Origin of the sequence: Providencia rustigianii (genome assembly GCF_900637755.1) — a bacterium.
GTDB classification, from domain to species: domain Bacteria; phylum Pseudomonadota; class Gammaproteobacteria; order Enterobacterales; family Enterobacteriaceae; genus Providencia; species Providencia rustigianii.
On record NZ_LR134396.1, the window covers coordinates 440738 to 465449 of the forward strand.

Annotated in this window: 25 protein-coding genes and 1 riboswitch; of the genes, 7 read left to right on the forward strand and 18 right to left on the reverse strand. The window is 42.7% G+C overall.

Features of this window, described 5'->3' with window-relative positions:
- Positions 1-74: 74 nt before the first annotated feature.
- From thiH to EL244_RS02065, 12 genes are all read right to left on the reverse strand, one after another.
- On the reverse strand, positions 75-1196 hold the full coding sequence (gene thiH, locus EL244_RS02010; protein WP_126458349.1) for a 2-iminoacetate synthase ThiH: 1122 nt from the start codon (positions 1194-1196) through the stop codon (positions 75-77).
- On the reverse strand, positions 1193-1963 hold the full coding sequence (locus EL244_RS02015) for a thiazole synthase (RefSeq protein ID WP_006813674.1): 771 nt from the start codon (positions 1961-1963) through the stop codon (positions 1193-1195). The genes thiH and EL244_RS02015 overlap by 4 nt, the downstream gene beginning before the upstream one ends.
- Before the next feature lie 2 nt (positions 1964-1965).
- On the reverse strand, positions 1966-2166 hold the full coding sequence (thiS, locus tag EL244_RS02020; RefSeq protein WP_006813673.1) for a sulfur carrier protein ThiS: 201 nt from the start codon (positions 2164-2166) through the stop codon (positions 1966-1968).
- Entirely contained in the window at positions 2154-2912 is a 759-nt protein-coding gene (locus tag EL244_RS02025; RefSeq protein WP_006813672.1) for a HesA/MoeB/ThiF family protein, read from the reverse strand. The genes thiS and EL244_RS02025 overlap by 13 nt, the downstream gene beginning before the upstream one ends.
- A gap of 13 nt (positions 2913-2925) precedes the next feature.
- On the reverse strand, positions 2926-3570 hold the full coding sequence (gene thiE / locus EL244_RS02030; RefSeq protein ID WP_126462702.1) for a thiamine phosphate synthase: 645 nt from the start codon (positions 3568-3570) through the stop codon (positions 2926-2928).
- Positions 3563-5551 carry a phosphomethylpyrimidine synthase ThiC gene (gene thiC / locus EL244_RS02035; RefSeq protein ID WP_126458352.1) on the reverse strand — a complete coding sequence of 663 codons (1989 nt, stop codon included), beginning with the start codon at positions 5549-5551 and terminating at the stop codon, positions 3563-3565. Before thiC ends, thiE begins: the two co-directional genes overlap by 8 nt.
- Positions 5552-5698: 147 nt before the next feature.
- A riboswitch (TPP riboswitch) is annotated at positions 5699-5811 on the reverse strand.
- A 363-nt stretch (positions 5812-6174) separates the two neighbouring features.
- Positions 6175-6681 (reverse strand): DUF6392 family protein, encoded by a 507-nt coding sequence (locus EL244_RS02040; protein ID WP_126458355.1) that lies wholly within the window; start codon positions 6679-6681, stop codon positions 6175-6177.
- 97 nt (positions 6682-6778) lie between these two features.
- Positions 6779-7276: a DUF6392 family protein gene (locus EL244_RS02045; RefSeq protein ID WP_112836025.1), complete on the reverse strand. Its 498-nt coding sequence runs from the start codon at positions 7274-7276 to the stop codon at positions 6779-6781.
- Between the two features lie 59 nt (positions 7277-7335).
- On the reverse strand, positions 7336-7827 hold the full coding sequence (locus EL244_RS02050) for a DUF6392 family protein (protein WP_126458357.1): 492 nt from the start codon (positions 7825-7827) through the stop codon (positions 7336-7338).
- Between the two features lie 59 nt (positions 7828-7886).
- Positions 7887-8378, reverse strand: a complete 492-nt coding sequence (locus tag EL244_RS02055; RefSeq protein ID WP_126458359.1) for a DUF6392 family protein — start codon at positions 8376-8378, stop codon at positions 7887-7889.
- Positions 8375-8884, reverse strand: coding sequence for a DUF6392 family protein (locus EL244_RS02060; RefSeq protein ID WP_126458362.1), 510 nt, complete (start codon positions 8882-8884; stop codon positions 8375-8377). Before EL244_RS02060 ends, EL244_RS02055 begins: the two co-directional genes overlap by 4 nt.
- Positions 8881-10314 (reverse strand): S-type pyocin domain-containing protein, encoded by a 1434-nt coding sequence (locus tag EL244_RS02065; protein ID WP_230084832.1) that lies wholly within the window; start codon positions 10312-10314, stop codon positions 8881-8883. The genes EL244_RS02060 and EL244_RS02065 overlap by 4 nt, the downstream gene beginning before the upstream one ends.
- Positions 10315-10811: 497 nt before the next feature.
- On the opposite strand from EL244_RS02065, the gene galE reads away from it, so the two are divergent.
- The 6 genes from galE to EL244_RS02095 all read left to right on the forward strand — a co-directional run bounded on the left by galE (position 10812) and on the right by EL244_RS02095 (position 18299).
- Positions 10812-11846, forward strand: coding sequence for a UDP-glucose 4-epimerase GalE (gene galE / locus EL244_RS02070; protein ID WP_126458364.1), 1035 nt, complete (start codon positions 10812-10814; stop codon positions 11844-11846).
- A gap of 6 nt (positions 11847-11852) precedes the next feature.
- Complete coding sequence (locus tag EL244_RS02075; RefSeq protein ID WP_126458367.1) at positions 11853-12905, forward strand: UDP-glucose--hexose-1-phosphate uridylyltransferase; 1053 nt, start codon at positions 11853-11855, stop codon at positions 12903-12905.
- A 73-nt stretch (positions 12906-12978) separates the two neighbouring features.
- Positions 12979-14139, forward strand: coding sequence for a galactokinase (gene galK, locus EL244_RS02080; protein ID WP_006813667.1), 1161 nt, complete (start codon positions 12979-12981; stop codon positions 14137-14139).
- 50 nt (positions 14140-14189) lie between these two features.
- On the forward strand, positions 14190-15218 hold the full coding sequence (galM, locus tag EL244_RS02085; protein ID WP_126458369.1) for a galactose-1-epimerase: 1029 nt from the start codon (positions 14190-14192) through the stop codon (positions 15216-15218).
- Positions 15219-15415: 197 nt separating this feature from the next.
- Positions 15416-16414: a substrate-binding domain-containing protein gene (locus EL244_RS02090; protein ID WP_006813665.1), complete on the forward strand. Its 999-nt coding sequence runs from the start codon at positions 15416-15418 to the stop codon at positions 16412-16414.
- Positions 16415-16667: 253 nt separating this feature from the next.
- Positions 16668-18299, forward strand: a complete 1632-nt coding sequence (locus EL244_RS02095; RefSeq protein WP_039854509.1) for a sodium/sugar symporter — start codon at positions 16668-16670, stop codon at positions 18297-18299.
- Between the two features lie 90 nt (positions 18300-18389).
- Here the strand turns inward: EL244_RS02095 and EL244_RS02100 are convergent, their stop codons facing one another.
- The 6 genes from EL244_RS02100 to EL244_RS02125 are packed head-to-tail and all read right to left on the reverse strand — an operon-like array spanning position 18390 to position 23694.
- Positions 18390-19052, reverse strand: coding sequence for an HAD family hydrolase (locus tag EL244_RS02100; RefSeq protein WP_126436282.1), 663 nt, complete (start codon positions 19050-19052; stop codon positions 18390-18392).
- A 32-nt stretch (positions 19053-19084) separates the two neighbouring features.
- Entirely contained in the window at positions 19085-20101 is a 1017-nt protein-coding gene (locus tag EL244_RS02105; RefSeq protein WP_126458371.1) for an ABC transporter ATP-binding protein, read from the reverse strand.
- Positions 20098-20913 (reverse strand): ABC transporter permease, encoded by an 816-nt coding sequence (locus EL244_RS02110; protein WP_126458374.1) that lies wholly within the window; start codon positions 20911-20913, stop codon positions 20098-20100. Before EL244_RS02110 ends, EL244_RS02105 begins: the two co-directional genes overlap by 4 nt.
- A complete protein-coding gene (locus tag EL244_RS02115; protein WP_006813660.1) occupies positions 20900-21805 on the reverse strand; it encodes an ABC transporter permease in 906 nt (301 codons plus the stop codon). Before EL244_RS02115 ends, EL244_RS02110 begins: the two co-directional genes overlap by 14 nt.
- On the reverse strand, positions 21798-22622 hold the full coding sequence (locus tag EL244_RS02120; RefSeq protein ID WP_126458376.1) for an alkaline phosphatase family protein: 825 nt from the start codon (positions 22620-22622) through the stop codon (positions 21798-21800). Before EL244_RS02120 ends, EL244_RS02115 begins: the two co-directional genes overlap by 8 nt.
- 19 nt (positions 22623-22641) lie before the next feature.
- Entirely contained in the window at positions 22642-23694 is a 1053-nt protein-coding gene (locus tag EL244_RS02125) for an ABC transporter substrate-binding protein (RefSeq protein WP_126458379.1), read from the reverse strand.
- A gap of 226 nt (positions 23695-23920) precedes the next feature.
- Here EL244_RS02125 and nudC point away from each other — a divergent pair, with 226 nt between their 5' ends.
- The gene (nudC, locus tag EL244_RS02130; protein ID WP_006813657.1) at positions 23921-24709 is read left to right on the forward strand and encodes an NAD(+) diphosphatase; all 789 of its coding nucleotides are present in this window, start codon (positions 23921-23923) and stop codon (positions 24707-24709) included.
- Positions 24710-24712 lie beyond the last annotated feature (3 nt).

The window sequence follows — 24712 nt, forward strand, 5'->3', positions numbered from 1 at the left end:
CAGGTTTAAACTCGATATTTGATTGTTCCATTATATGGGAAACACCCCGAAGAATGTTTCCCAATTTAAGCTAGCTAACGCCCTAAATATCTATCCCAATCTTTCCAAACTGGCTGTAATCCAGCTTGCATGAGTGCTTGTGCCACTTCAGTAGCGCTGCGGTTATCATGGGGAGAAAATTGCTCCAACTCTACTTTTGAATCAGCATAGCCTCCCGGTTGGGTTTTTGAGCCAGCGCTGACATTATTGATTGCTAATGGCACCACATGATCCCGAAAATAAGGGGATTCACGAGTGGATAGCGATAACTCAACATTCGGTGCTAATAACCGAAACGCGCAAATCAATTGCACTAATTCGGCATCATTCATCAATGATGCGGGTTCAATACCTCCAGCGCAAGGACGCAAACGGGGAAATGAAATCGAATAGCGACTCTGCCAATAATGCTGCTGTAAATACAATAAATGTTCCGCCAGCATATAGCAGTCAGTGCGCCAACTGCTCGAAAGTCCAATTAGCGCCCCTAACCCAATTTTATCAACACCGGCTTGACCTAGGCGTTCAGGGGTTTCCAAGCGCCAGTGAAAATCCTGTTTTTTACCCTTCAGATGGTGAAGTTGGTAGGTCAGCTCATGGTAGGTTTCTTGATATACCATGACGCCATCCAGCCCCAAGATTTTTAGCTCTCGGTACTCTTCAGTGCTCAAAGGCTGAACTTCCATCATCAATGAGCTGAAATAATGACGAATAATCGGTAAATAGCGCCGAAAATAATCCATTCCTACCTTGGTTTGATGCTCACCTGTGACGAGTAACAGGCTGTCGAAACCTATTTTTCGAATGGTTTCACACTCATTGATTATTTCAGACTCATCGAGGGTTTTACGCTTGATTCGGTTACTCATAGAGAAACCGCAGTAAGTACAATCGTTGGCACACAAATTTGAAAGATAAAGAGGCACATAGAAACCCACCGCATGGCCAAATCGCTGGCGGGTGAGTTGCTGAGCCTTCTGCGCCATGGGTTCAATATAATGACTCGCGGCAGGGGAAAGCAGCGCCATGAAATCCTCGAGAGTCAGCATGCCACGATGAAGAGCTTGCTCAACATCGGCGGCTGTTTTGCTATTGATCCGCAAGGTGAGGTCATCCCAATCCAGCGTTTCCCAGCGTTCACGGAAGCGGCTGATCATTGTAGCGCTCCCAAAAATTGAGTCAGTGGGCTAGAGGCTTGAGCTTGCTGTTTGGGAGCGGCAAGGCCACTTTGATAGGCAAGCTCGGCAGCTTCCACTGCCATTTTAAACGCTTGAGCCATTAAAATCGGTTGCTTGGCGACGGCGATGGCGGTATTGACGAGCACGGCATCAGCCCCCATTTCAATCGCTTCAGCAGCATGGCTGGGTGCACCAATACCGGCATCAATCACCACAGGGACATTAGCTTGCTCAATGATGATACGCAGCATCTCTTTGGTCACTAAACCTTTATTCGTTCCGATAGGTGCACCTAACGGCATGACAGCGGCGCAACCGACTTCTTCAAGACGTCGGCAAAGTACCGGATCGGCGCTGCAATAAGGCAATACCACAAATCCCTCTTTAACCAATTGTTCAGCGGCTAGCAAGGTTTCAACGGGATCAGGCAGTAGATACTGCATATCCGGATGAATTTCCAATTTAATCCAATGGGTACCTAACGCTTCACGAGCGAGCCGTGCGGCAAAAATGGCTTCTTGGGCATTTTTAGCCCCAGAGGTATTGGGCAGTAATCTAACGCCAAGCTCCTGAAGTGGTTGTAGAATCCCGTCATCTTGCCCTCGCAGGTTAACTCGCTTCATCGCCATGGTGACAAGTTGGCTACCCGAAGCTTGAATCGCTTGCTGCATTACGTTTGAACTAGCGAATTTTCCGGTACCTGTAAATAAACGTGATTGAAAAGTGACATCAGCAATTTTTAACATGATTAGCCTCCAGCAATCGCTTGGAATAGCAAAATATTGTCTTGGTCATTCAGTAAGTGGCTTTCCCACTGACTTTTAGGAATGATCACTTGGTTGATGGCAAGTGCCGAACCCGCAGTGGGATGCTCAATTTTTTCAAATAGTTGGAGCACCGTCATTGGTTCCGTCATTTCCATCGGCTGGTCGTTGATTATGATAAGCATATTTCCTCTCGACAGACGGGGCATTGCTTAGACGGGGTGAGTTGCAAGGTATTCCATTGCTGCTGCTTACCATCAAATAAACGCAATTTGCCACTTAATGGCGAAGGTAGCCCCACCAGCAACTTGATCGCTTCGAGAGCTTGCAATGTGCCAATCACGCCAACCACTGGACCTAGCACACCTGCGGTACGGCAGTTGCGCTGAGGTTCTTCTTGGTCAGGGTAGAGACAGGCGTAACATCCGGATTGGAAGGGAGGTTCTAAGACCATCAATTGCCCACCAAACCCGACTGCGCTGCCACTGATAAGGGGCTTATTTCCTTTCACACAGGCAGCATTAACGGCATGGCGAGTTGCCATGTTGTCGCAGCAATCGAGTACCAAATCCACTTGGGCCACCAGCGGAATTAAACTATCGATATCCAATTTTTGCTGAAAAACTCGCGTCTTGATTAATGGATTAAGTTGCTTTAAACGCTGTGCAGCAAGCTGCGCTTTTGACTGTTCAATATCTTGGGTTGCATACAGAACTTGGCGTTGTAGGTTGGAAATATGCAGCTCATCATGATCAGCAATCCATAATTCACCGACACCCGCCCCAGTGAGATAGAGAGCGGCTGGGGAACCTAATCCTCCCAGCCCGACAATCAATACTTTGCTATTTTTAAGTTTTTGCTGCCCATCCGAGCTTATGTCTTCAAGAAGAAGTTGGCGGCTATAGCGCATAAATTCTTGGTCATTCAACATGATAGGTATCCTCTCAACGCGTATGATGCTTAACCAAATCCAGCAACGTTTGCGTCGCGGCAAGCCAATCATCGGCTTGAGTGATGGCACTGACCACGGCTATACTCCCAACGCCCGTGGCTAATACCGCTGGCACTCGCTCAATGGAGATCCCGCCAATAGCCACGGTGGGGTATTCGGGGGTTGCATCCACCATCTGTTTGAGCGTCTCTAAACCTTGGGGAGATGAAGGCATCTGCTTGGTTTGTGTTGGGAAAATATGCCCCATAGCGATATAGGAAGGGCGAACAGATTTAGCAATGGCCAACTCTTCATGGTCGTGGGTGGATATGCCCAAACGCAAGCCAGCTTGATGAATTGCTACAAGATCGGTGGCTTCAAGATCTTCTTGCCCCAGATGGACACCATAAGCACCAAATTCGACGGCAAGCTGCCAATAATCATTGATAAATAATCGGGCATTATGTTGCTTGCCAAGAGAGATAGCCTGTTGAATATCATCGCGAACTTCTCTATCCGCTTTGTCTTTGATGCGTAGCTGGAGAGTGGAAACACCCGCATTTAGCAGGCGTTCAATCCATTCGACAGAATCTACAACAGGGTAAAGACCGAGGCGCTGCTCGGTCTGTGGGAATGGGCTATTCGGTAATTTAAGCATTTTGTTCATCGCTTACAACCTCGGAATTAACTATCTCGGCACCATGATAAAGTTCGCTACCATGGGAACGGAATGCTTCTGACATCTGTTCCATACCTTGCTCTTTTTCAGCCGCTTCTTTCTGCGCCGCATAATCACGAACTTCTTGTGAAATTTTCATTGAGCAGAATTTAGGACCGCACATTGAGCAGAAATGCGCTACTTTTCCAGAGGCCTGTGGCAGAGTTTCATCGTGATATTTACGCGCGGTTTCTGGATCGAGGGCAAGATTGAATTGATCCTCCCAGCGGAATTCAAAACGTGCTTTGGACATGGCGTTATCGCGGATCTGAGCACCCGGATGACCTTTAGCAAGGTCAGCGGCGTGGGCGGCAATTTTATAGGTAATTAATCCTTGTTTAACGTCCTCTTTATTCGGCAAACCGAGGTGCTCTTTTGGTGTCACGTAGCATAGCATTGCACAACCAAACCAGCCGATCATGGCGGCACCAATACCGGAAGTGAAGTGGTCATAACCCGGTGCGATATCGGTAGTCAGTGGGCCTAATGTATAAAACGGCGCTTCATGACAATGTTCCAATTCTTCGGTCATATTACGGCGGATCATCTGCATTGGCACATGCCCTGGCCCTTCGATCATCACTTGAACATCATATTCCCATGCGATTTTAGTCAGTTCGCCGAGGGTATGTAATTCTGAAAATTGGGCTTCATCGTTAGCATCTTGAATCGAGCCTGGACGCAATCCATCACCGAGTGAGAGAGAAACATCATAAGCCGCGCAGAGTTCACAGATTTCACGAAAATGCTCATACAAAAAGTTTTCTTGATGATGAGACAGGCACCATTTCGCCATGATGGAGCCACCGCGGGAAACAATTCCGGTCAGGCGTTTGGCGGTCATTGGCACATAACGCAGCAATACACCCGCGTGAATGGTGAAGTAGTCGACCCCTTGTTCTGCCTGTTCTAGCAGCGTATCGCGGAACATTTCCCACGTTAGGTTTTCGGCAACGCCATTGACTTTTTCGAGGGCTTGATAGATTGGCACAGTACCGATTGGCACTGGGCTATTACGTAAAATCCATTCGCGGGTTTCATGAATATAGCGACCTGTCGATAAGTCCATCACGGTATCGGCGCCCCAGCGGGTAGACCAAATCAGCTTTTCCACTTCTTCTTCAATGGAGGAAGTGACCGAGGAGTTACCGATATTGGCGTTCACTTTGACTAAGAAATTTCGCCCGATAATCATCGGTTCGGATTCAGGGTGGTTAATATTGGCAGGGATAATCGCTCGACCCGCCGCCACTTCTTGGCGAACAAACTCAGGGGTAATATTTTCTGGCAAAATCGCCCCGAAACCCTGTCCCGGATGCTGATGACGTAAAACTTCACTGCGAATACGTTCGCGCCCCATATTTTCACGAATGGCGATAAACTCCATTTCTGGGGTGATAATCCCTTGGCGAGCATAGTGCAGTTGAGTGACACACTTACCATTTTGCGCTTTCAGGGGAGCGGGGCGATGATTAAAACGCAGGTGATCTAAGCCGGCATCGGCAAGACGCTGTTGAGTAAAATCAGAGCTTAAATTCTCAATGGCGATGGTATCTGCGCGCTCACTGATCCACGGCGCTCGAATTTTTTTCAGCCCTTTATGAACATTGAGTTCAGAAGCCGGATCGCCGTAGGGACCTGAAGTATCGTAAATTGGGATTGCTTCGTTGTCTTCGAATTGAGGATTGTCTTTTTCACCACCGATCAGGGTAGGGGATAGTTGGATTTCACGCATCGGGACTTGGATATCTTGGCGTGAGCCTTGAAGATAAATGCGCTTTGAATTTGGAAATGAAACGCCAGAGATAGTGTTAATAAAATCTTCAGCGGCATCCCGTTGTGCTTTACGAGTACGTGCCGGTGCAGCTTTTGGGGATAAATCAGTCGTCGGTATTACAGAATTATTAGCATTATTGGACATAGCAATTTCCTGACATCGTCACAGGCTATTTGACGTAGTGCGCCAATAGCGGGTTTATCGAAAGAAAGTTGCTTGTCTGGAGCTCGGAGGAGTAATTGAATAACGTTGCGGCTGGTTTTTCGCCAAATGGATAAGCGAAAATTGCGCTGAATGATTACTCTTGTTCCCTTCGCGGGTATTAACCCGATCAGGTTCCGCGGATCCCGAATTAACGGTCTCAGCCTGATGCGTTTGCATGCTAGGCACTCCGACAAGAATGTTTAGTATAGAGTTTCCCCGTCATTCTTCAAGCGATAAGTGCGTTGGCTTCACTCGGCTACCCTAGTCACATACTTGTGTATGCTCCTCGGGATATCCTCGCTTACCGCCTTCTTCTAGCTCGAATAATTTAGGGGAAATCAGCGTATTAGGTAAAAATTAAAAACCTAGAAATTAATAATTAAAAGTTAAAACTAGGTTAGTTAGTTCTAATCAAGGTTAAAACCAAGAACTGAGTTTACAAACGCCACGAATATTACGGCGTTATTGCATGTTGGTGAGTTTGAATAATAGAACCACCAATGAAAAAATACTTCCCATCATAGGTATTCCCTAACCGTTGACTAATTCTTCAATATTTACATTCACTTGTAATGATCTACTTTCCAGCGTTTTTCTAAGTTATCTAACAACTCAAATGTTACTGATTGTACAAAACCTTTCATTACAGGATGATAACTGACCAAAATAGATGTTTTTTTCTTCAGACTTGAATCATTTAAAATAAATACTTCTGATTTACCAAATTCAAAGCCCATAACTACTTTTTCTGGGGCAACTCTTATAGGGTTACCTATGTGTGCATAAAACCAGCGGTCAGTCATGACTTGCTCCAATCCAAATGGTATTTTGTTTGGGAAAACCCATTGATTTCTGACATTATCAGGGATCAACGTTATCGTAATCTGTGATAATTTCTTAGATGGGTTATCAAAAGATAAAAACACATACTCTTTTGTCATCCTCAGGCTTAAATCATCATCCCCTGAGTTCCCTTGAGGCTTGGTTTTATAAGGAATCAGTCCATCGTTATAAAGTTCATCATAGGTATCCCCTAACCGTTGTACTAATGCTTCAATATTTACACTCATTCGTATAATCCTTTTGCTTAGCTCCTTTGGGATTAGTAGCACATTGGGGGATTAGACTATTTATGGTTAAATATCCTGTTATCATCCTGCTACTGAATTAAATTCGCTTTTCCCAACGTTTTTCTAGCGCTTCTAGTAATCTAAAAGTTACTTTTTTCACGTTAATTCTTTTAGGTCCATATCCATAACGTAACGATATAGCAATTTTTTTAGCTAAATTATTAATAGTGTATGTTTCTGTTTTACCAAATGAGATCCCTGCAATTATTTTTTCTTTTCCTGTTCGGATAGGTGAACCTAAATGTTCATGTACCCATTGTTCAGTCATTACTTGCTCTAGCCCAAAAGGAATATCATTGGGAAACTTCCATCCATTACGCATATCATCAGGAATAACCGTTATCGTGACTTCTCTTAACGTTTTCGATGGATTATCAAAAGATAAAAAAACAGACTCTTTTTTCATATCTAACGTGACAACATCGTCTCCTGAGTTCCCTTGAGGCTTGGTTTTATAAGGAATCAGTCCATCGTTATAAAGCTCATCATAGGTATCCCCTAACCGTTGTACTAACGCTTCAATATTTACACTCATTTGTATAATCCTTTTGCTTCGCTCCGTTGGGATTAGGTCACATTGGAGCATTAGGATTTTTATTGCTTCCATTCATTATTTAGTTGTTCAAGTGATTCAAACGTAACTTCCTTTACGTTAACTTTTTTAAAGCCATAGCGACAAGAAATAGCGATATCCTGACTTAACGATTCATTTTTAAACCTAAAAACCTCCATTTTACCTAAAGGTATACCCATAACTATTTTTTCATTAGCAATGCGAACAGGTGAACCAAAACGTTCACGCAATGACACCTCTGTCATCACTTGTTCTAGTCCAAAGGGAATATCGTTCGGAAACTTCCATCCATTACGCATATCATCAGGAATAACCGTTATCGTGACTTCTCTTAACGTTTTCGATGGATTATCAAAAGATAAAAAAACAGACTCTTTTTTCATATCTAACGTGACAACATCGTCTCCTGAATTCCCCTGAGGCTTGGTTTTATAAGGAATCAGTCCATCGTTATAAAGCTCATCATAGGTATCCCCTAACCGTTGTACTAACGCTTCAATATTTACACTCATTCGTATAATCCTTTTGCTTAGCTCCTTTGGGATTAGTAGCACATTGGGGGATTACGATTCTATTGTTTCCATTCGTTCTCTAATACATCAAGGTATAGAAAAGTAACACTCTTAACATTTACTTTTTTATATCCATATAACATTGAAACTGCGATTTTTTTATCTAAAAGAGGAGATTTCAGAATGAAAACCTCTGTTTTCCCAAAACTAATTCCCATGATTATTTGTTCAGGTGCGCTTCTAATAGGTGAGCCTAAATTTTCATATAGCCACCGTTCAGTCATCACTTGTTCTAGTCCAAAGGGAATATCATTCGGAAACTTCCACCCATTACGCATATCATCAGGAATAACCGTTATCGTGACTTCTCTTAACGTTTTCGATGGATTATCAAAAGATAAAAAAACAGACTCTTTTTTCATATCTAACGTGACAACATCGTCTCCTGAGTTCCCTTGAGGCTTGGTTTTATAAGGAATCAGTCCATCGTTATAAAGCTCTTCATAGGTATCCCCTAACCGTTGTACTAACGCTTCAATATTTACACTCATTTATAATGATCTACTTTCCAGCGTTTTTCCAAATTCGCTAATAATTCAAAAGTAACTTCTTGAGCAAGCATTTTCATCTTGGGGTGAAAGCTCACAATCATAGCTATAGGCTCCATAGATTGCGTTGTAATGCTTAGCTTAAATACCTCTGTTTTTCCTATAGGGATACCCAAAATAACATCTTCAGGAGCTTGTCTTATTGGATTGCCTATATGCTCATAAAACCAAACATCAGACATCACTTGTTCTAATCCAAAGGGAATTTGGTTCGGGAAAACCCACTCATTATGCTTATTATCTGGTATGAGAGTCATAGTAATCTGTGATAATTTTTTGGACGGATTATCAAATGCTAAAAATGTAAATTCTTTTGACATTCTAAGTGTTAATACATCATCTCCAGAGTTGCCTTGAGGTTTTGTTTTATAAGGGATTAACCCGTCGCGATAAAGTTCATCATAGGTATCCCCTAACCGTTGTACTAATGCTTCAATATTTACACTCATTTGTATAATCCTTTTGCTTCGTTTAGTTCATGTATTTTGTCTAATTTTTCATCCAGTAATTTGCTATCGTAGCCTTCATTTTCCAAACATTCTCGATTAGCAGCCCAATTTCGGTTAACGGCTTCTCGTAAACTTTGTGCATCCAGTTCTTTTCGACGTAGTGATGAGCCATTGTCAAGATCAACCCAACTATTATTCCGACCTCCATAAGTTTCACTGCATTTTTGATGCACCTCTTTAGGTATCGCAATTGAAGCTACTTGATTAACCATTTTATCTAATTGTGTTTCTGTTAACGTTGAATATTTGTTTTTTAAATACATACGAACAGCTGCTTTAGATGGAAGGTGATCGATTTCATACAGCCCACTGCGGGGGCGTCCTTTAAAGTTATCGTAATAATCCACTTCCAAATCATCTACTGGCTCTTTTTGAAAAAACACATAGATTGCAGGTACTTCCCCTCGAGGATCGACAATCACATAATCATTAAAATCTGTTTCGTGAATAGGCACCCATTCAATCCATCCCGTTGATTGCTCGGGTATCGGACTTATGGTTATTTCTGGTTTTTCAATGTCGGGAATGGGGTTTGGCAAACTCCAAATTTTTTGCGGTTCAGGTAAAGGAGTTGGTGGGGATGTATGTCCAATTTCACCACCATCATGAATGATGGTTTCCCGACGTCCGTTATCTAAACTAAATTTAACAGACTGAAAACCTAATATAGGTTTTTCTGCGACTTCTTGAGCGGTGTAATCATTGTATTCCACCGTATTTTCTTTGAGATCCCAAACAAATTGCCCTTTAAATTCAGGGTCTGAAAATGTCGCCGTGCCATCCTCATGAATTTCAGCAAAGCGGACTCTTACCCTATCTAATCCACTTTTTTCATCCACTTCATACCCAACAATTTTCGGGTTTCCCGTCTCTTCGTCTACTATGACTCGAAAACGAACACGGGTTGTTACCGTACTTTTTGCCGCAGCTATTTCTCTTAAAAAGGCTTCCGACGTATAGTCATAGGTAGATACTGTGGATACAGAACGAGAAAAACCGCCAAAAATGAGTCGCTTTTCAAGAGGACGACCAATAAAAATACGATCCATTGTCGCATCACCCACACTCGGTGAGTAAAAGAGACCCATCAATAATATCGTCATCGGGTTTGGCGCTTTAACTACCTGAGTTAAAACATCTAAGGCATCTTTCGGGGATATTGATGGTTTTGGTATTGCGGTTGCTGATGGTAAAAGCGGGATAGATTGCGTAGGAGAAAAAGATAGCGCTCTAGGCTCCATGAAAAATCGTAGTTTCGGGACAGTGACATAAACCGTTGTTGTGGACGTTCCGATATTTGTTCGACTTGTTGCACTTCCAATATAATTATTTTCTGGCATCCCTGCATCTCCTTTTAGCAGCAACTCCATTATTCTACCTTATCTTAAATTTAATTATCCTTTTTGGCTATAGTTTAAAATTTAGGCTTCAATAATTCCTTTCCAAGATTAGAAATTAGAACATCTAAAACGTTGCTTCAATTTCCAAACAATGGAGAAGTATCTCTCCACAGGGCAACCTGTTCGCATTTGATTGAATATTCCTTCAGAAGTTATTTAATACTCAAATTTATTATAAATAAGTCAGTTAGTTAGTTAGCTTAATTTTGGATATCTTAGTTTACCACCTTCTTCTAGCTAGAATAATTTAGAGGAGCCTTTGAAAGGCTAGTGAGTTAAAACCAAGGCCACAACCAAGAACCGACTTTACAAACGCCACGAATATTGCGGCGTTATTGTCACTTTTGTGTAAACGTTTACACTAAGGTGGGATTGATCACAGAACTGGGGTGCTGGTCGTTGTTATACTGCCCTGCAAAATGGTAGGTAACGCGGTAAATCGTATTTGAAATGATTCAGAGGTGGATATGCAGAAGATTGAAGTGTTAGTAACAGGCGGGCTTGGCTATATTGGTAGCCATACTTGCGCTCAAATGATAGCCGCGGGAATCTCCCCAATTATTCTTGATAATCTTTGTAATTCAAAGATGGAAGTCCTGAATCGCATTGAAAAACTGACGGGTTTTCGCCCGGTATTTTATCAGGGAGATGTCCGTGATGAGCAGTGCTTAAAGGCTATTTTTTCCACTCATCATATTCACTCTGTTATTCATTTTGCTGGTTTGAAAGCCGTGGGGGAATCCGTCGAAAAACCTATTGAATATTATGATGTTAATGTTAATGGCACACTGGTTTTAGCCCGCTGTATGCAGAATGCTGGCGTAAAAAGTCTTATCTTTAGTTCCTCAGCAACCGTTTATGGGGAACCCACATCATTACCTATCACTGAAGACTTTCCGACAGGAAATACCCAAAGCCCCTATGGCACCAGTAAATACATGGTTGAGCGTTGCTTATCAGACCTTTATCAAGCCGATAAAGCGTGGTCAATCTCGCTATTGCGCTATTTTAATCCCGTCGGCGCCCATTCATCAGGATTGATGGGGGAAGATCCTCAAGGTATCCCCAATAATCTGACACCGTATATTGCTCAGGTCGCCATTGGTCGACGTCCAAAATTAACCGTCTATGGAAACGATTACCCTACCGTGGATGGAACGGGTGTGCGTGACTATATCCATGTAATGGATCTTGCGGATGGTCATGTCGCTGCACTGAATAAGCTTGGCGAGAAAGCCGGCTTACATATTTATAATCTAGGCACAGGGAATGGAAATAGTGTGCTGCAAGTTCTTCATGCTTTTGAAAAAGCAGCTGGCAAGCCTATTCCGTATGTGTTTGAAGCACGCCGCGCAGGTGATATTGCCGAATATTGGTCAAGCCCAGCAAAAGCCACCGCTGAATTAGGCTGGCATGCGACTCGGACTATTGATGATATGGCCGCTGATACATGGCGCTGGCAACTGCATAACCCGAATGGATATGAAAGCGAGAGAGGCTAAGTGATTATGACAAAAATGCAATTTAATCCATCAGAAAACCCTCATCGCCGCTATAACCCGTTAACGGGGCAGTGGGTTTTGGTCTCTCCTCACCGTTCAAAACGCCCATGGAGTGGTCAGGATGAGAAGCCAGCATTTTCTGAATTGGCGAAGTATGATCAACATTGCTACTTGTGTCCGACAAATCAACGTGTTTCTGGGGAGTTAAACCCAGATTACCAAGGCACTTTTGTTTTCCAAAATGATTACTCAGCATTGCTACCCGAAACCTGTGAGCAGCCAAGTAATCAGTCAGATTTATTTCAAACTCAAGCTGTGAGTGGTCTTAGTCGTGTTATCTGTTTTTCCCCTGATCACAGTAAAACCCTTCCAGAGCTGACGCTACCTGAAATTGGACAAGTGGTGGACACTTGGCAGCAGCAAATTTCAGAGTTAAGTGAACGATTTTTATGGGTACAGGTTTTTGAAAATAAAGGGGAAGCCATGGGATGCTCCCAGCCTCATCCCCATGGACAAATTTGGGCTAGCGATTTTTTACCCAATGAAATTGCCCGAAAAGACCACTTTTTAGCTGAATATTATCAACGGCATGGCAGCAATTTATTGAATGATTATGTTAAGGCTGAAATGCAAGATGGCGCTCGAACAGTCGTTGAAACGGAGCATTGGATTGCGTTGGTACCTTATTGGGCGGCATGGCCATTCGAAACCATGTTATTACCAAAAATACATATTAAACGCATGGATGAGATGAGTGAGTCGATTCGCACCGATTTAAGTTTGGCATTAAAACAGCTGACTTGCCGCTATGACAATCTCTTTAACTGCGCTTTTCCTTATTCTATGGGATGGCATTTTGCACCGTTTTTTGATCACGGAAAAGACATTGAACACTGGCAACTTCATGCTTTGTTTTATCCTCCATTACTGCGTTCAGCTACCGTTAAAAAATTTATGGTGGGTTATGAAATGTTAGCTGAAACTCAGCGTGACTTGACGCCTGAGCAGGCGGCACAGCGCTTACGTGAAGTCAGTGATATTCATTATAAGCAGCAGTAACGCAGTTAAAAAATCAATAATTATTAGCTTACTTAAGCAGTTCGAATAATTTGAAAATTTAGGAACCTATTCAATGGATAAATTACAAAAGACGGTTGAAAATGCTTTTCAATACGTATTTGGGTACCAACCGGATACCTATGTTCAAGCCCCTGGACGCGTTAATCTTATTGGTGAACACACTGATTATAATGACGGTTTTGTCCTTCCCTGCGCTATTGACTATCAAACCATGACAGCAGCAAAAAAACGTAATGACCGAATTATTCGAGTGGTTGCTGCAGATTATGCTAACGATGGCGATGAATTTAGCTTGGATGATGAGATCACTTTTTTACCGGGAAAAATGTGGGCAAACTACATTCGAGGCGTGATCAAATTTTTATTGCAAAGAGGCTTTGAATTCGGCGGCTGTGACATTGCGGTGAGTGGCAATGTTCCTCAAGGTGCTGGGCTCAGTTCTTCAGCCTCTTTAGAGGTCGTTATTGGGCAAACGATTAAAGAGCTGTATCAACTTGATATTAGCCAACAAGAGATTGCACTTAATGGTCAACAAGCTGAAAACCAATTTGTTGGGTGCAATTGTGGGATTATGGACCAACTCATTTCTGCCAGCGGTGATGCAGAGCATGCTTTACTGATAGATTGCCGTAGCTTAGAAGTTTACCCAATTCCCGTGCCTGATGATTTGGTTGTGATGATCATCAACTCCAATAAAAAACGTGGCTTAGTCGACAGTGAATACAATACTCGTCGTCAGCAATGTGAAGCTGCCGCAACGCAGTTTTCAGTCAAAGCATTACGTGATATTACGCTGGATGAGTTTACTCAAAAGCAGAACCAACTCGACCCATTAGTTGCCAAGCGGGCTAAACATGTTATTACGGAAAATGCCCGTACACTGGCGGCTGCAAAAGCATTAACAGAAAACAATTTGCTATTACTGAGCCAGCTCATGGCGGAATCCCATGTTTCTATGCGGGATGATTTCGAAATCACGGTTAAAGAAATCGACATATTAGTGGATATCGTCAAATCTGTTTTAGGCGATCAAGGCGGTGTACGCATGACCGGAGGTGGATTTGGCGGCTGTGTTGTTGCGGTTATGAAACAGCAGCTCGTTGAGCCAGTTAAAGCTGCGGTAGAAGCCCAATACCAGACTATGACTGGGTTAAAAGAAGATATTTATGTCTGTCAGCCAAGTGCAGGGGCTGGGGTTTTCGTTGCGAGTTAATCACGTTTTAAGTTATTAAGCATCAATAATCAGGTTACGGCTGGAAGAATATGCAGATTTCTAAAGAATTGGATGCACCAAAAGAAATTACGCTGATAAATCAAAGTGGAATGGAAATTAGATTGACGACGTTTGGTGCTAGCTGGATGAGCTGTATATTACCGCTCTCCACGGGAAAGCGCGATGTTGTCTTAGGTTCACCAAACATAGCCTCACAAATGGAACAATCTGTTTATTTGGGGGCAACGGTTGGGCGTGTTGCTAATCGTATCGCCAATGGGTCATTCACCTTGAACGATAAGGTGTATTCGGTGACGAGTAACCAAGGCGAGCATTGCTTGCATGGTGGAAAAGATAATTTTAGCTACCGTCTATGGGCGGTTACACAGCCAAATTCACAGCAGGCCATTTTTACGCTAACTTCCGCTGATGGCGACCAAGGATTTCCGGGGAAACTGTGGGTTGAGGTGAGCTATGAACTGACTGATGATAATCAGGTCATCATTGATTATCAACACCGAGTCGACCAGCTATGCCCTGTTAATCTCACCAATCATGCTTATTTTAATTTGGCAGGAGAAGGTTCTGACAAAACGGTGTTAGAGCATGATTTACAAATCTATGGAACCCATTTTTTACCCACCAATAAAGAGGGGATTCCAACTGGTGAATGGCGTGATGTCACCGAAACTAATTTTGACTTTAGACAAAGTAAGCGTATTAGCCGTGATTTTTTGCAAGATGCAGACCAACGACGTGCTGGGGGATATGACCATACGTTGATATTGGAACCTTCGGTGGTTGATGGAAAGAGCGTTGCTGCGTCGTTATTATCTCCAGATGGTGATGTACGCATGAATATGATGACGACAATGCCTGCTATGCAGCTATATACGGGTAATTACCTTATTGATGTAACAGGAAAAACAAAGGTATACACCCCTTTTTCAGGTATTGCATTTGAAACGCAATTTCCACCGGATGCAGTCAATCATCCAGAGTGGGGGGAGCCGTGGAGTGGTATTTCCTACCCTAATCAAACTTATACAAGCCAAACGCGTTACCAATTTATTTTTTAATTTTTTATTTTCTAATAAAGAAGCCAGTGGCTGATGTATTCCCAAGCACCGCAATATGACGGTGCTTTATTTTTTTATATCGCGAAACGTTAGCCATCGTTATTTAAAATGATTTAGCCCATTGTTTAAACGCTAACACATTGTTTTTAAATACAGCCTGTTGTTTAATAAACTTATCGTGAATATTGAGGTGTACAATGGCGACAATAAAAGATGTAGCACGGGAAGCAGGGGTGTCTGTTGCAACGGTTTCTCGCGTGCTCAACCTATCTCCTAAGGCAAGTCAGGCCTCGATAGCATCCGTTCAACAAGCAATGAATAAACTGGGTTATAGGCCCAATGCCGCCGCTCGCGCATTAGTGAACCAAAGCTCAAATACCATTGGTGTATTAGTTAACGATGTCTCTGACCCTTTTTTTGGTGTAATGGTCAAAGCCGTTGATGCAGTAGCGCATAAAAATGGTAAACATATCCTGATTTGTAATGGTTACCATAATGCGAAAGAAGAGCGACAATCGATTGAATTACTGATCAACAATCGTTGTGATGCTTTAATTATTCATTCAAAAGCGTTGGAGGATGAAGAGCTGATAGCATACGCGAAAGAAGTGCCCAGTATGGTCTTGATCAACCGACGCATTGAAAAAATTGCTAATCGCTGTATTTCGTTGAATAACTATAAAGGGGCTTATCTGGCGACGGAGCACCTTATTCGTCAAGGTCATAAAAAAATCGCGTATATCTCTTCAAATCATCAAATAGAGGATGCCGCTCAGCGTTTGCTCGGTTATCGAGATGCATTGAAAAATCACGGTGTTGAGTTACCAGAAAGTTATGTGGAATATGGTGAGCCGTCGGGAGAAGGTGGTGAACTCGCTATGACCAAATTATTGATTAAATCGTTAGATATTACCGCGGTGGTCGGCTACAACGATTTTATGGCCGCGGGTGCGATTGCAGTTTTAGATGAAAACGATATTTCTTCGCCAGAACAAGTGTCGGTTATCGGTTTTGATGACGTTCTCATTGCTCGCTATATTCATCCTCGCTTAACAACTATTCGTTATCCCATTCAAATGATGGCAGAGCGAGCCACACAGCTAGCATTGGCTTTGGCTCGGGAAGAAACGATCCCAGATGAAAATTTAGTCTATTCACCGACATTAGTTCAGCGTAATTCTGTTCGCCCTCTCTAACTCCTTTTTTATTAATGTAAACGTTATCATTTATTTGTGATGGCGTTCAACAACCTTATCATTAGTTAATAACCCCAAACCTTATCAATATTATTTAAATCCTTATAAATCAACGGATAGAATAGATTCCCATTCTATTTTTGTTAATCTAAATGTGTTAAATATTTAGTGTTAATATGTGATTCAAGTAACGGCTAATTATTGTGGTAACGTTTACACTGGCGCCGTTATCATTTGGCTAAGGAATTTTATTATGCAGACAGCAGGTATTGGATTAAGCACACTAGACTACGGGGTTTTTGCCTTGTATGTGCTAATCATAGTCACCGTTGGGCTTTGGGTATCCCGAGATAAAAATGGGCAGAAAAAAGGGACGAAAGATTATTTCCTTGCAGGAAAGACTTTGCCTTGGTGGGCAATAGGTTCCTCATTAATTGCAGCGAATATTTCTGCGGAACAATTTATTGGTATGTCAGGCTCGGGTTTCTCTATCGGGCTGGCTATCGCATCATATGAATGGATGGCTGCACTAACATTGATCATCGTGGCAAAATATTTTATGCCAGTCTTTATTGAGAAAGGTATTTTTACCATCCCTGAATTTGTTGAAAAACGCTTCAATCGGACATTGAAAACCATTTTGGCTGTATTCTGGTTAGCACTGTTTATCTTTGTTAATTTAACATCTGTACTGTATCTAGGGGCTCTGGCTCTGCAAACTATTCTTGGTATCCCAATGCATTACGCGATTTTGGGGTTAGCTTTGTTTGCGGTGGTATATTCTCTTTATGGTGGTTTGTCCGCGGTGGCATGGACAGACGTTGTACAAGTATTCTTTTTGATCTTGGGTGGGTTCTTAACCACTATTATGGCGGTGAGTTATATCGGTGGTGATGCCGGTATTTTTGCCGGTATGAGTCGTATGGCGGATGAAGCGCCAGCTCACTTTGAAATGATTTTAAGTCCGGATAATCCACAGTTTAGTAACTTACCTGGTATTGCTGTTCTAATCGGTGGGTTATGGGTTGCTAACTTGTATTATTGGGGTTTTAACCAATATATTATTCAGCGTGCTTTAGCGGCTAAATCCATTGGTGAAGCACAAAAAGGGTTAGTTTTTGCCGCGTTTATGAAGTTGATTGTGCCTATACTCGTGGTTGTTCCGGGTATTGCTGCTTATGTTATCGTTTCTGATCCTGCGCTACTGGCAGGTTTAGGGGAAACGGCACAAGCACATATGCCTACATTAGCTCAGGCAGATAAAGCTTATCCTTGGTTAACACAATTCCTACCTGTTGGCGCAAAAGGTATTGTATTCGCTGCGTTGGCTGCTGCGATAGTGTCTTCATTAGCTTCGATGCTGAACTCAGTGGCAACTATTTTCACGATGGATATCTATAAGGAATACATTGCACCTGCAACGGAAGATCATAAACTCGTGAATGTGGGGCGTATTAGTGCAGTTGTTGCACTGATTGTGGCTTGCTTTATTGCACCATTATTAGGCAACATTGGGCAAGCTTTCCAATATATTCAAGAATATACAGGGTTAGTTAGCCCAGGTATTTTAGCCGTATTCTTATTAGGTCTATTTTGGAAAAAAACCAATGCGAAAGGCGCAATCATCGGTGTTTTACTTTCCATTCCATTTGCATTGTTCCTGAAATTAATGCCTTTAGGCATGCCATTCCTTGATCAAATGATGTACACCTTCTTCTTTACTGCAGTAGTTATCGGGTTGATTAGTCTGACAACGTCAAAAGAGGATGATAGTAAAGGCGCAATAATTTTAACCTCAGAAACATTTAAAACATCAGCAGGTTTTAATATTGCATCGTATATCATTATGGTCATTCTATGTGCACTGTATGCCTTGCTGTGGTAATTCATTAATATAAATGAGTCATTATTTATCATGATCACAAAGGGCAGCCATCGAGCTGCCCTTTGGTTTTTTATCGATAAAAATTAAAACTTACAAACGCCACGTATATTGTGGCCAGTGATTTTCATTGGCAGCTTGAAGCAAGCGAGGGTCGCCGTTGACGATGAAAGTTTCGTCGGCAAATTGGCACATTGGTAGGTCATTGGCAGAATCAGTATAGAAATAAATGTAGGCATCTGAGATTGGTTGGTGAGCGAGCCATTGAGTCAAACGCTTCACTTTGCCTTCTTTAAACGTTGGAATGCCGTCAATTTCAGTGGAGTAACAGCCATTTGATTGTTTGATATTAATCCCCATCGCCACATCTGCACCGAGACGATCGGCGATTTTTTTCACAATAAACGAGACAGTTGCCGAGATCACAATGATCGGGATCCCTTGGGATCGGTAAGAGGCTACCGTGCTCAATCCTTCGGGATAAACACGAGGAATAATAATGGTATCCACAAAATCATCCAGCCATTGGTCAACTTGCTCTACCTTAATTCCATTCAGGGTTTGCAGGTTAAACTGCAAATAAGTCGCCATATCTAAATTGCCAGTATTGTACTGCTCCATCATAGCTTTATCTGCTTCGACAAAACGTGGGTCACTGATGATTTTTTTATCCCAAAGGTATTGGGTCCACAGCACACTGCTATCTCCTTGAATCAGCGTATCGTCTAAATCAAAGATGGCTAATTGGTTTTGCATGGTATTCCTTTGGCTAACTAACTTATCGTTGACTAACTTAGAGCACGAATTTCATTTTTATTAAACATCAGTTCAAGGCGAGTGCCCGGTTCAAATAACCGTTCAGAAGAGCGATTGAGTAAATCCACGGTCATATCTCCTGCGGGTGTATTCACGCTGTAGCGAATGATATTCCCTAATAATTGATGGTCAAGGATAACGGCATCAACTGGAGCCGAAATATGAGTGCCATACTGGCGTCCAACTTCCCGTACATAAATAGACTCAGGGCGAATAGCGAGCGTGCCGTTTAAATTCACTCCCAGCATTCCATTGGCTTTTTCTGCATCAACTAAATTGTAATGCCCCATAAAACGCGCAACAAATTCCGTTGCGGGTTGAGTATAGATATTTTCCGCAGTATCGCTTTGAATAATTGCGCCTTTATTCATTAAAAAAATGCGGTCGGACATAATCATCGCTTCGTCTTGGTCGTGAGTCACGAAAATAGTGGTTAAACCTAATTCTCGCTGAATTTTACGAATTTGTTGACGCAGATGTTTACGAATACGGGCATCCAAGGCGGATAAAGGCTCATCAAGTAATAAAATTTGCGGCTTCATTACTAATGCGCGGGCGAGGGCAACACGTTGGCGCTGACCACCAGATAGTTGATGAGGATACTGGTTTTCTTTGCCTTGCAGTTCCACCATCTCAATGACATCCGCAACAGCTTTTTCTCTTTCTTGCCCAGAGACTTTACGCATTTTCAACCCAAAGGCGATGTTTTCTGACACGGTCATATTGGGAAATAATGCATAACTTTGGAACACCATTCCGACACCGCGCTGTTGAGCTGGCTGATGGGTAATATTTTGGCGATTAATATACAGCTCACCGCTATCGGGTTGTTCCAGACCCGCGATGCAGCGCAGTAGGGTAGATTTTCCACAGCCACTTGGACCGAGTAGAGTAATAAATTCCCCTTTTTCGACCGTAAACTGGATATCAGAGAATACCTGATTCTGACCAAAGGATTTTGTTAAGTTTTCAGCAATGACGTAGCTCATTGTTCATCTCCAGCACGGTTTAATCGCGTTGCTAACCAAGTGAGCAGCAACGTAAAAATGAAATAGGACATCACCAATGCAGAAGTAAAGTGTCCGCTAGTTTGGCGCATATTAAACAGATAAATTTGCAGGGTTTCATAACGGGTACCGACCAAGATATTGGCAAATACAAACTCGCCCATTAGAAATGAGAATGAAATCAGCAGGGAAACTAACAATCCTTTTCGGATATTGGGTAGCACAATCATTAAGAAGGCTTTGAAAGTACTGGCACCTAACAGATGTGCGGCATCCATTAAGTCATGAAGATTAATACCTTGAAAACTGTTCGCCAGTGCACGGTACATAAAAGGCAGCGTAATGGTGAAATAAGTTCCGATTAAAATCCACGGGGTTCCCACCAACATGAACGGCTCATCAGCAAAGATTTGCAATAAACCCACCGAAGAAACCACCGGAGGGATCGCGAATGGCAAAATGATCAGTAAATCCATCACGCCTTTCAGCTTTGGAAAACGGTAAAACACCGCAAAGGTCATCGGTAAGATCACTAAGGTACTGATCAATAACGTACCAAAACAGATCAGTAGCGATCGCCCAAATGCCATTAAAAATCGTGGATCTTGCCACAGTTGCAGATACCATTTTACGGACAATGCATCAGGTAAAATGGTCGCGCCCCACGAACTCGAAATGGAGTAAATAAACGTGGCAATAATTGGCAAGGCGAGGATAGCAGCCACACTGGTCAGAACGATTTTATGAAACAGTAAGCTCGGCGTTTTTGAGGTACGGAGATTAGGACTTAGCATGGTAGCTCCGCTTTAATAGCCAATGGTGGATAGCTGTAATGAAACCTAGAATAGCAATCAGCAGTACAGAAATTGCCGCAGCCATATTGGGTTCAAGGAAAAGATCGCCGGAAACCAAACTTGCAATACGGATGGTAACAAGATTGTAGTTACCGCTGGTTAATGCGTAGGTACTGGCATAAGCCCCCACCGCATTTGCTACCAAAATAATAAAGGTGCCAAGTAATGCGGGAGCAATTACCGGAATTCCCACCTTCATCCAGTACGTGAACTTACTGGCTCCCATGGTTTTGGCGGCATCTTCCCATTCAGGTTTAAGGGCATCAAACGCAGGGTATAGCAATAAAACACCCAGCGGGATTTGAAAGTAGATATACAGCAGCATTAACCCACTGGCGCTATAAATATTAAAATCATCAATCCATCCCCACGCTTTTAATTGCAGAGTAATTGCACCGTTGAAGCCCAAAATGATGATAAAGGCGAAAGCCAGAGGTACGCCACTAAAGTTGCTCGCCATTGTCGTAAATGAAATCATCAAATTGCGTACTTTTCCCTGCATTTTGTAGATGGAAAAAGCGGTGATGCTGGCTATCAATAAACCAACCACGCTGCAAATTAAGGATAGCCAAATCGTATTTTCAAAAGCTTGCAGATAAAAATCATTGGTGAAGATTTCAAAGTAATTATCGAAAGACCAAGCTTCTTCATAAATGAAGCTGTTAAACAGCACCCAAATCATAGGGGCAATTTGGAATAAGCAAAACAGTAGGATGAACGGCACGATTAACAGTGCGGCTTGCCAATGAAAACGGGCGAATGGTTTTTTAGTCATTATTATGCCCTCTGTTTTTGGATGGGGCTGTGCGCAGTCGGCGGGAATATCAGCCATGAGTCACCTCGGTGAGTAAGTCATCGCAAACAGTTTTGTTTGGATGGGGTACATCAAGTAACTGGCAAATCGTGCCGCAAATAGCCGTTTGCTCAATTGCGGCGTGAGATTGATGGGAAAAACGGTTACCAATGGTGAATAACGGGATTTCGCGTTCTTCGGGTAAAATTCCACCATGGCTACGATCGTTATTCATGCCGTGATCGCTGGTAATTATGATTTGATAACCTTGTTCCATCCACGCTGGTATGTAGTGGGATAGGGTCACGTCAGCTTTACGGGTCACATTACGATATTGTGGGGAATCAAAACCAAATTTGTGCCCAGTATCGTCAATGTTCATTGGATGGATTAGTAAAAAATCTGGGGAATACTGGGTTCGTAAATACTCTGCATCCATAAACAGGTGGTCATCGGGATAATGGTCAGCTTGGTAAAAGCAGCCATATTGAATCGGTAACTGTGTATCGTGGGTAAAGCGGTCGCGGTTGGCATCAAAAGGAGCTCGATTATACAATTCGCTGACCCAATGATAAGCCGCTGCTGCCGTGATTTTCCCGGCTTTATGAGCCAGCGAAAAAATACTGTCAAAGTGGGATAAGCGTACAATCTCGTTGTTGACGATACCACTTTTGACCGGAGGTACACCCGTTAAAATACATTCGTATAACGGGCGCGACATGGATGGGAGCTCACACTCCATTTTATAAAGTGTTGCACTACCGGTTTTTATAAGACCATTGAGATAGCCCATGCATTGATGGGCTACTGAATAACTTAAACCGTCTAGAACAACAAGTATGACTTTCTCAGACATCAGACTGTTGCTTCCTAAATTATTGCTGGTGGATCAGCACTTGTTGCTGCCACATTTTTGGTAAATTACGTGATGATTTTTCCCACGCTTGCGCATCTTTAATTGGGTGAACATTTTTGTATTGCTCATCCGGTAACAGTTTGGCTTGAATATCTGCTGGCAGCGTAAGGTATTGAGCACGAATTGGACGTGCATAACCTTCGGCAAGGTTGATTTGGCCTTTATCGCTGAAGATAAATTCACGGGCTAACTTAGCGGCATTTGGGTTTTTGGCGTATTTATTGATGATGGTGGTGTAACCCGAAATGACGCTACCATCGGATGGGATCACGACGATAAAACGGTCGCGGTTGATTTGGTCACGGTAATTCAATGCGTTGAAATCCCAAAGAATACCGACTTCGACTTCACCTTTTTCGATGTTAGCTACGGTTGGATCATTGACGGAAAGTCTTTTTTGTTTTGCGAGTTCACCGAAAAATTCAATGGCAGGTTGCAGGTTATTTTCATCGCCCCCACGTGCAAAAGCGGCAGCTAAGACGGCATTATTTGCTTGGGCTGCGATCCCCACATCACCCACAGTAACTTTATATTTGCCTTTTAGCAGGTCGTCCCAACTTGCCGGGGCTTCTTTGACTAAATCTTTGTTAATCATAAAAGCGATAGTGCCGGTATACGCCAGTGCCCAATGGCCATCTTTATCTTTTGCCCAATCAGGAACTTGTGACCAAGTCGTCGGTTTATAAGGTTGTGTTACCCCTTTTTGTACCGCTACGGGACCAAAAGAGGCACCGACATCGCCGATATCTGCCGTTGCATTACTTTTTTCAGCGGCAAATTTCGCGATTTCTTGTGCGGAGCTCATATCGGTATCTTGGTGTTTTAAGCCGTACTGGCTGGATAAATCTTGCCATGTGCCTTTCCAGTTTGCCCATGTATCAGGCATCCCCACGCTATAAACTTGACCTTCTTTTTTTGCTGCATTGATTAATTCGGATAAGTCGGCGTCAGCAGCAAATGCAATCTGAGAGGTAGTGAGTGACAGTAAAATTGCAGGTACGATAGCTTTCATGTTGTTTCTCTCTATAAGAGGAGCCGTATTGGTTGCTTAGCATGCTAATTTTTGAAGGTGACAATGAGTTGACGGTTGTGTGACACTTTTTGTACATCGTGACTTTAAAATGTCTAAAAAGTGTCAAACTGCACAAACTAAGATGATGAATAAAACGGTTATGTGACAATCTATAAAACAAGCGTATCTTTAACGGTAACAAAAGGATCTAATACAGATATTAACGATGAATAAATTCACATTAGCAGGAACGGAAAGTGGCTGGTGGTTTGTCTGTTTTGCCGGTCGTTTATGGCTGCCAAAAGGGGATGTACCGAGAGGAAATGCCAACCAGTATGGGTTAACTGGAAAAGTGGCAACGCCAATTGGTGAGTGGCAAGGCGAAGTAGTTTGGCTGATAGCAGAAAAAATGCCAGCAGATATGGGATCTCCACGGATGGTAACTGCTCAAGATGAAGGCTTATTTCGCTTAGCGGGACGCGGAGTACAGTTGGCTGAATTTTATCGTTCACATCGTTATTGTGGTTATTGTGGTACCGCAATGCGCCATAGCCCAACAGAATGGGCATGCTTATGTGACCATTGTCATGAACGTTATTATCCACAAATAGCACCTTGCATTATTGTGGGTATCCGTCGTGATGACCATATCTTGCTGGCTCAACATCGCCGTCATTCGCAAAATCCACTATTTACAGTGCTTGCGGGGTTTGTCGAAGTTGGGGAAACGCTAGAAGAGGCCGTTGCTCGTGAAGTGATGGAAGAGAGCAATATTAAGGTTCGTAATATTCGCTATGTTTCCTCTCAACCTTGGCCATTCCCACATTCATTAATGATGGGTTTTTTAGCTGATTATGATAGTGGCGATATTAAGGTCGATCCGAATGAACTGATTCGTGCCGATTGGTATCACTATAACGATCTGCCAATGATCCCACCGGGAGATACCATTGCAAGGCGTTTGATTGAAGATACTGTGGTTTTATGCCGTCAATATGATGAAGAGAATCGCTAAAGG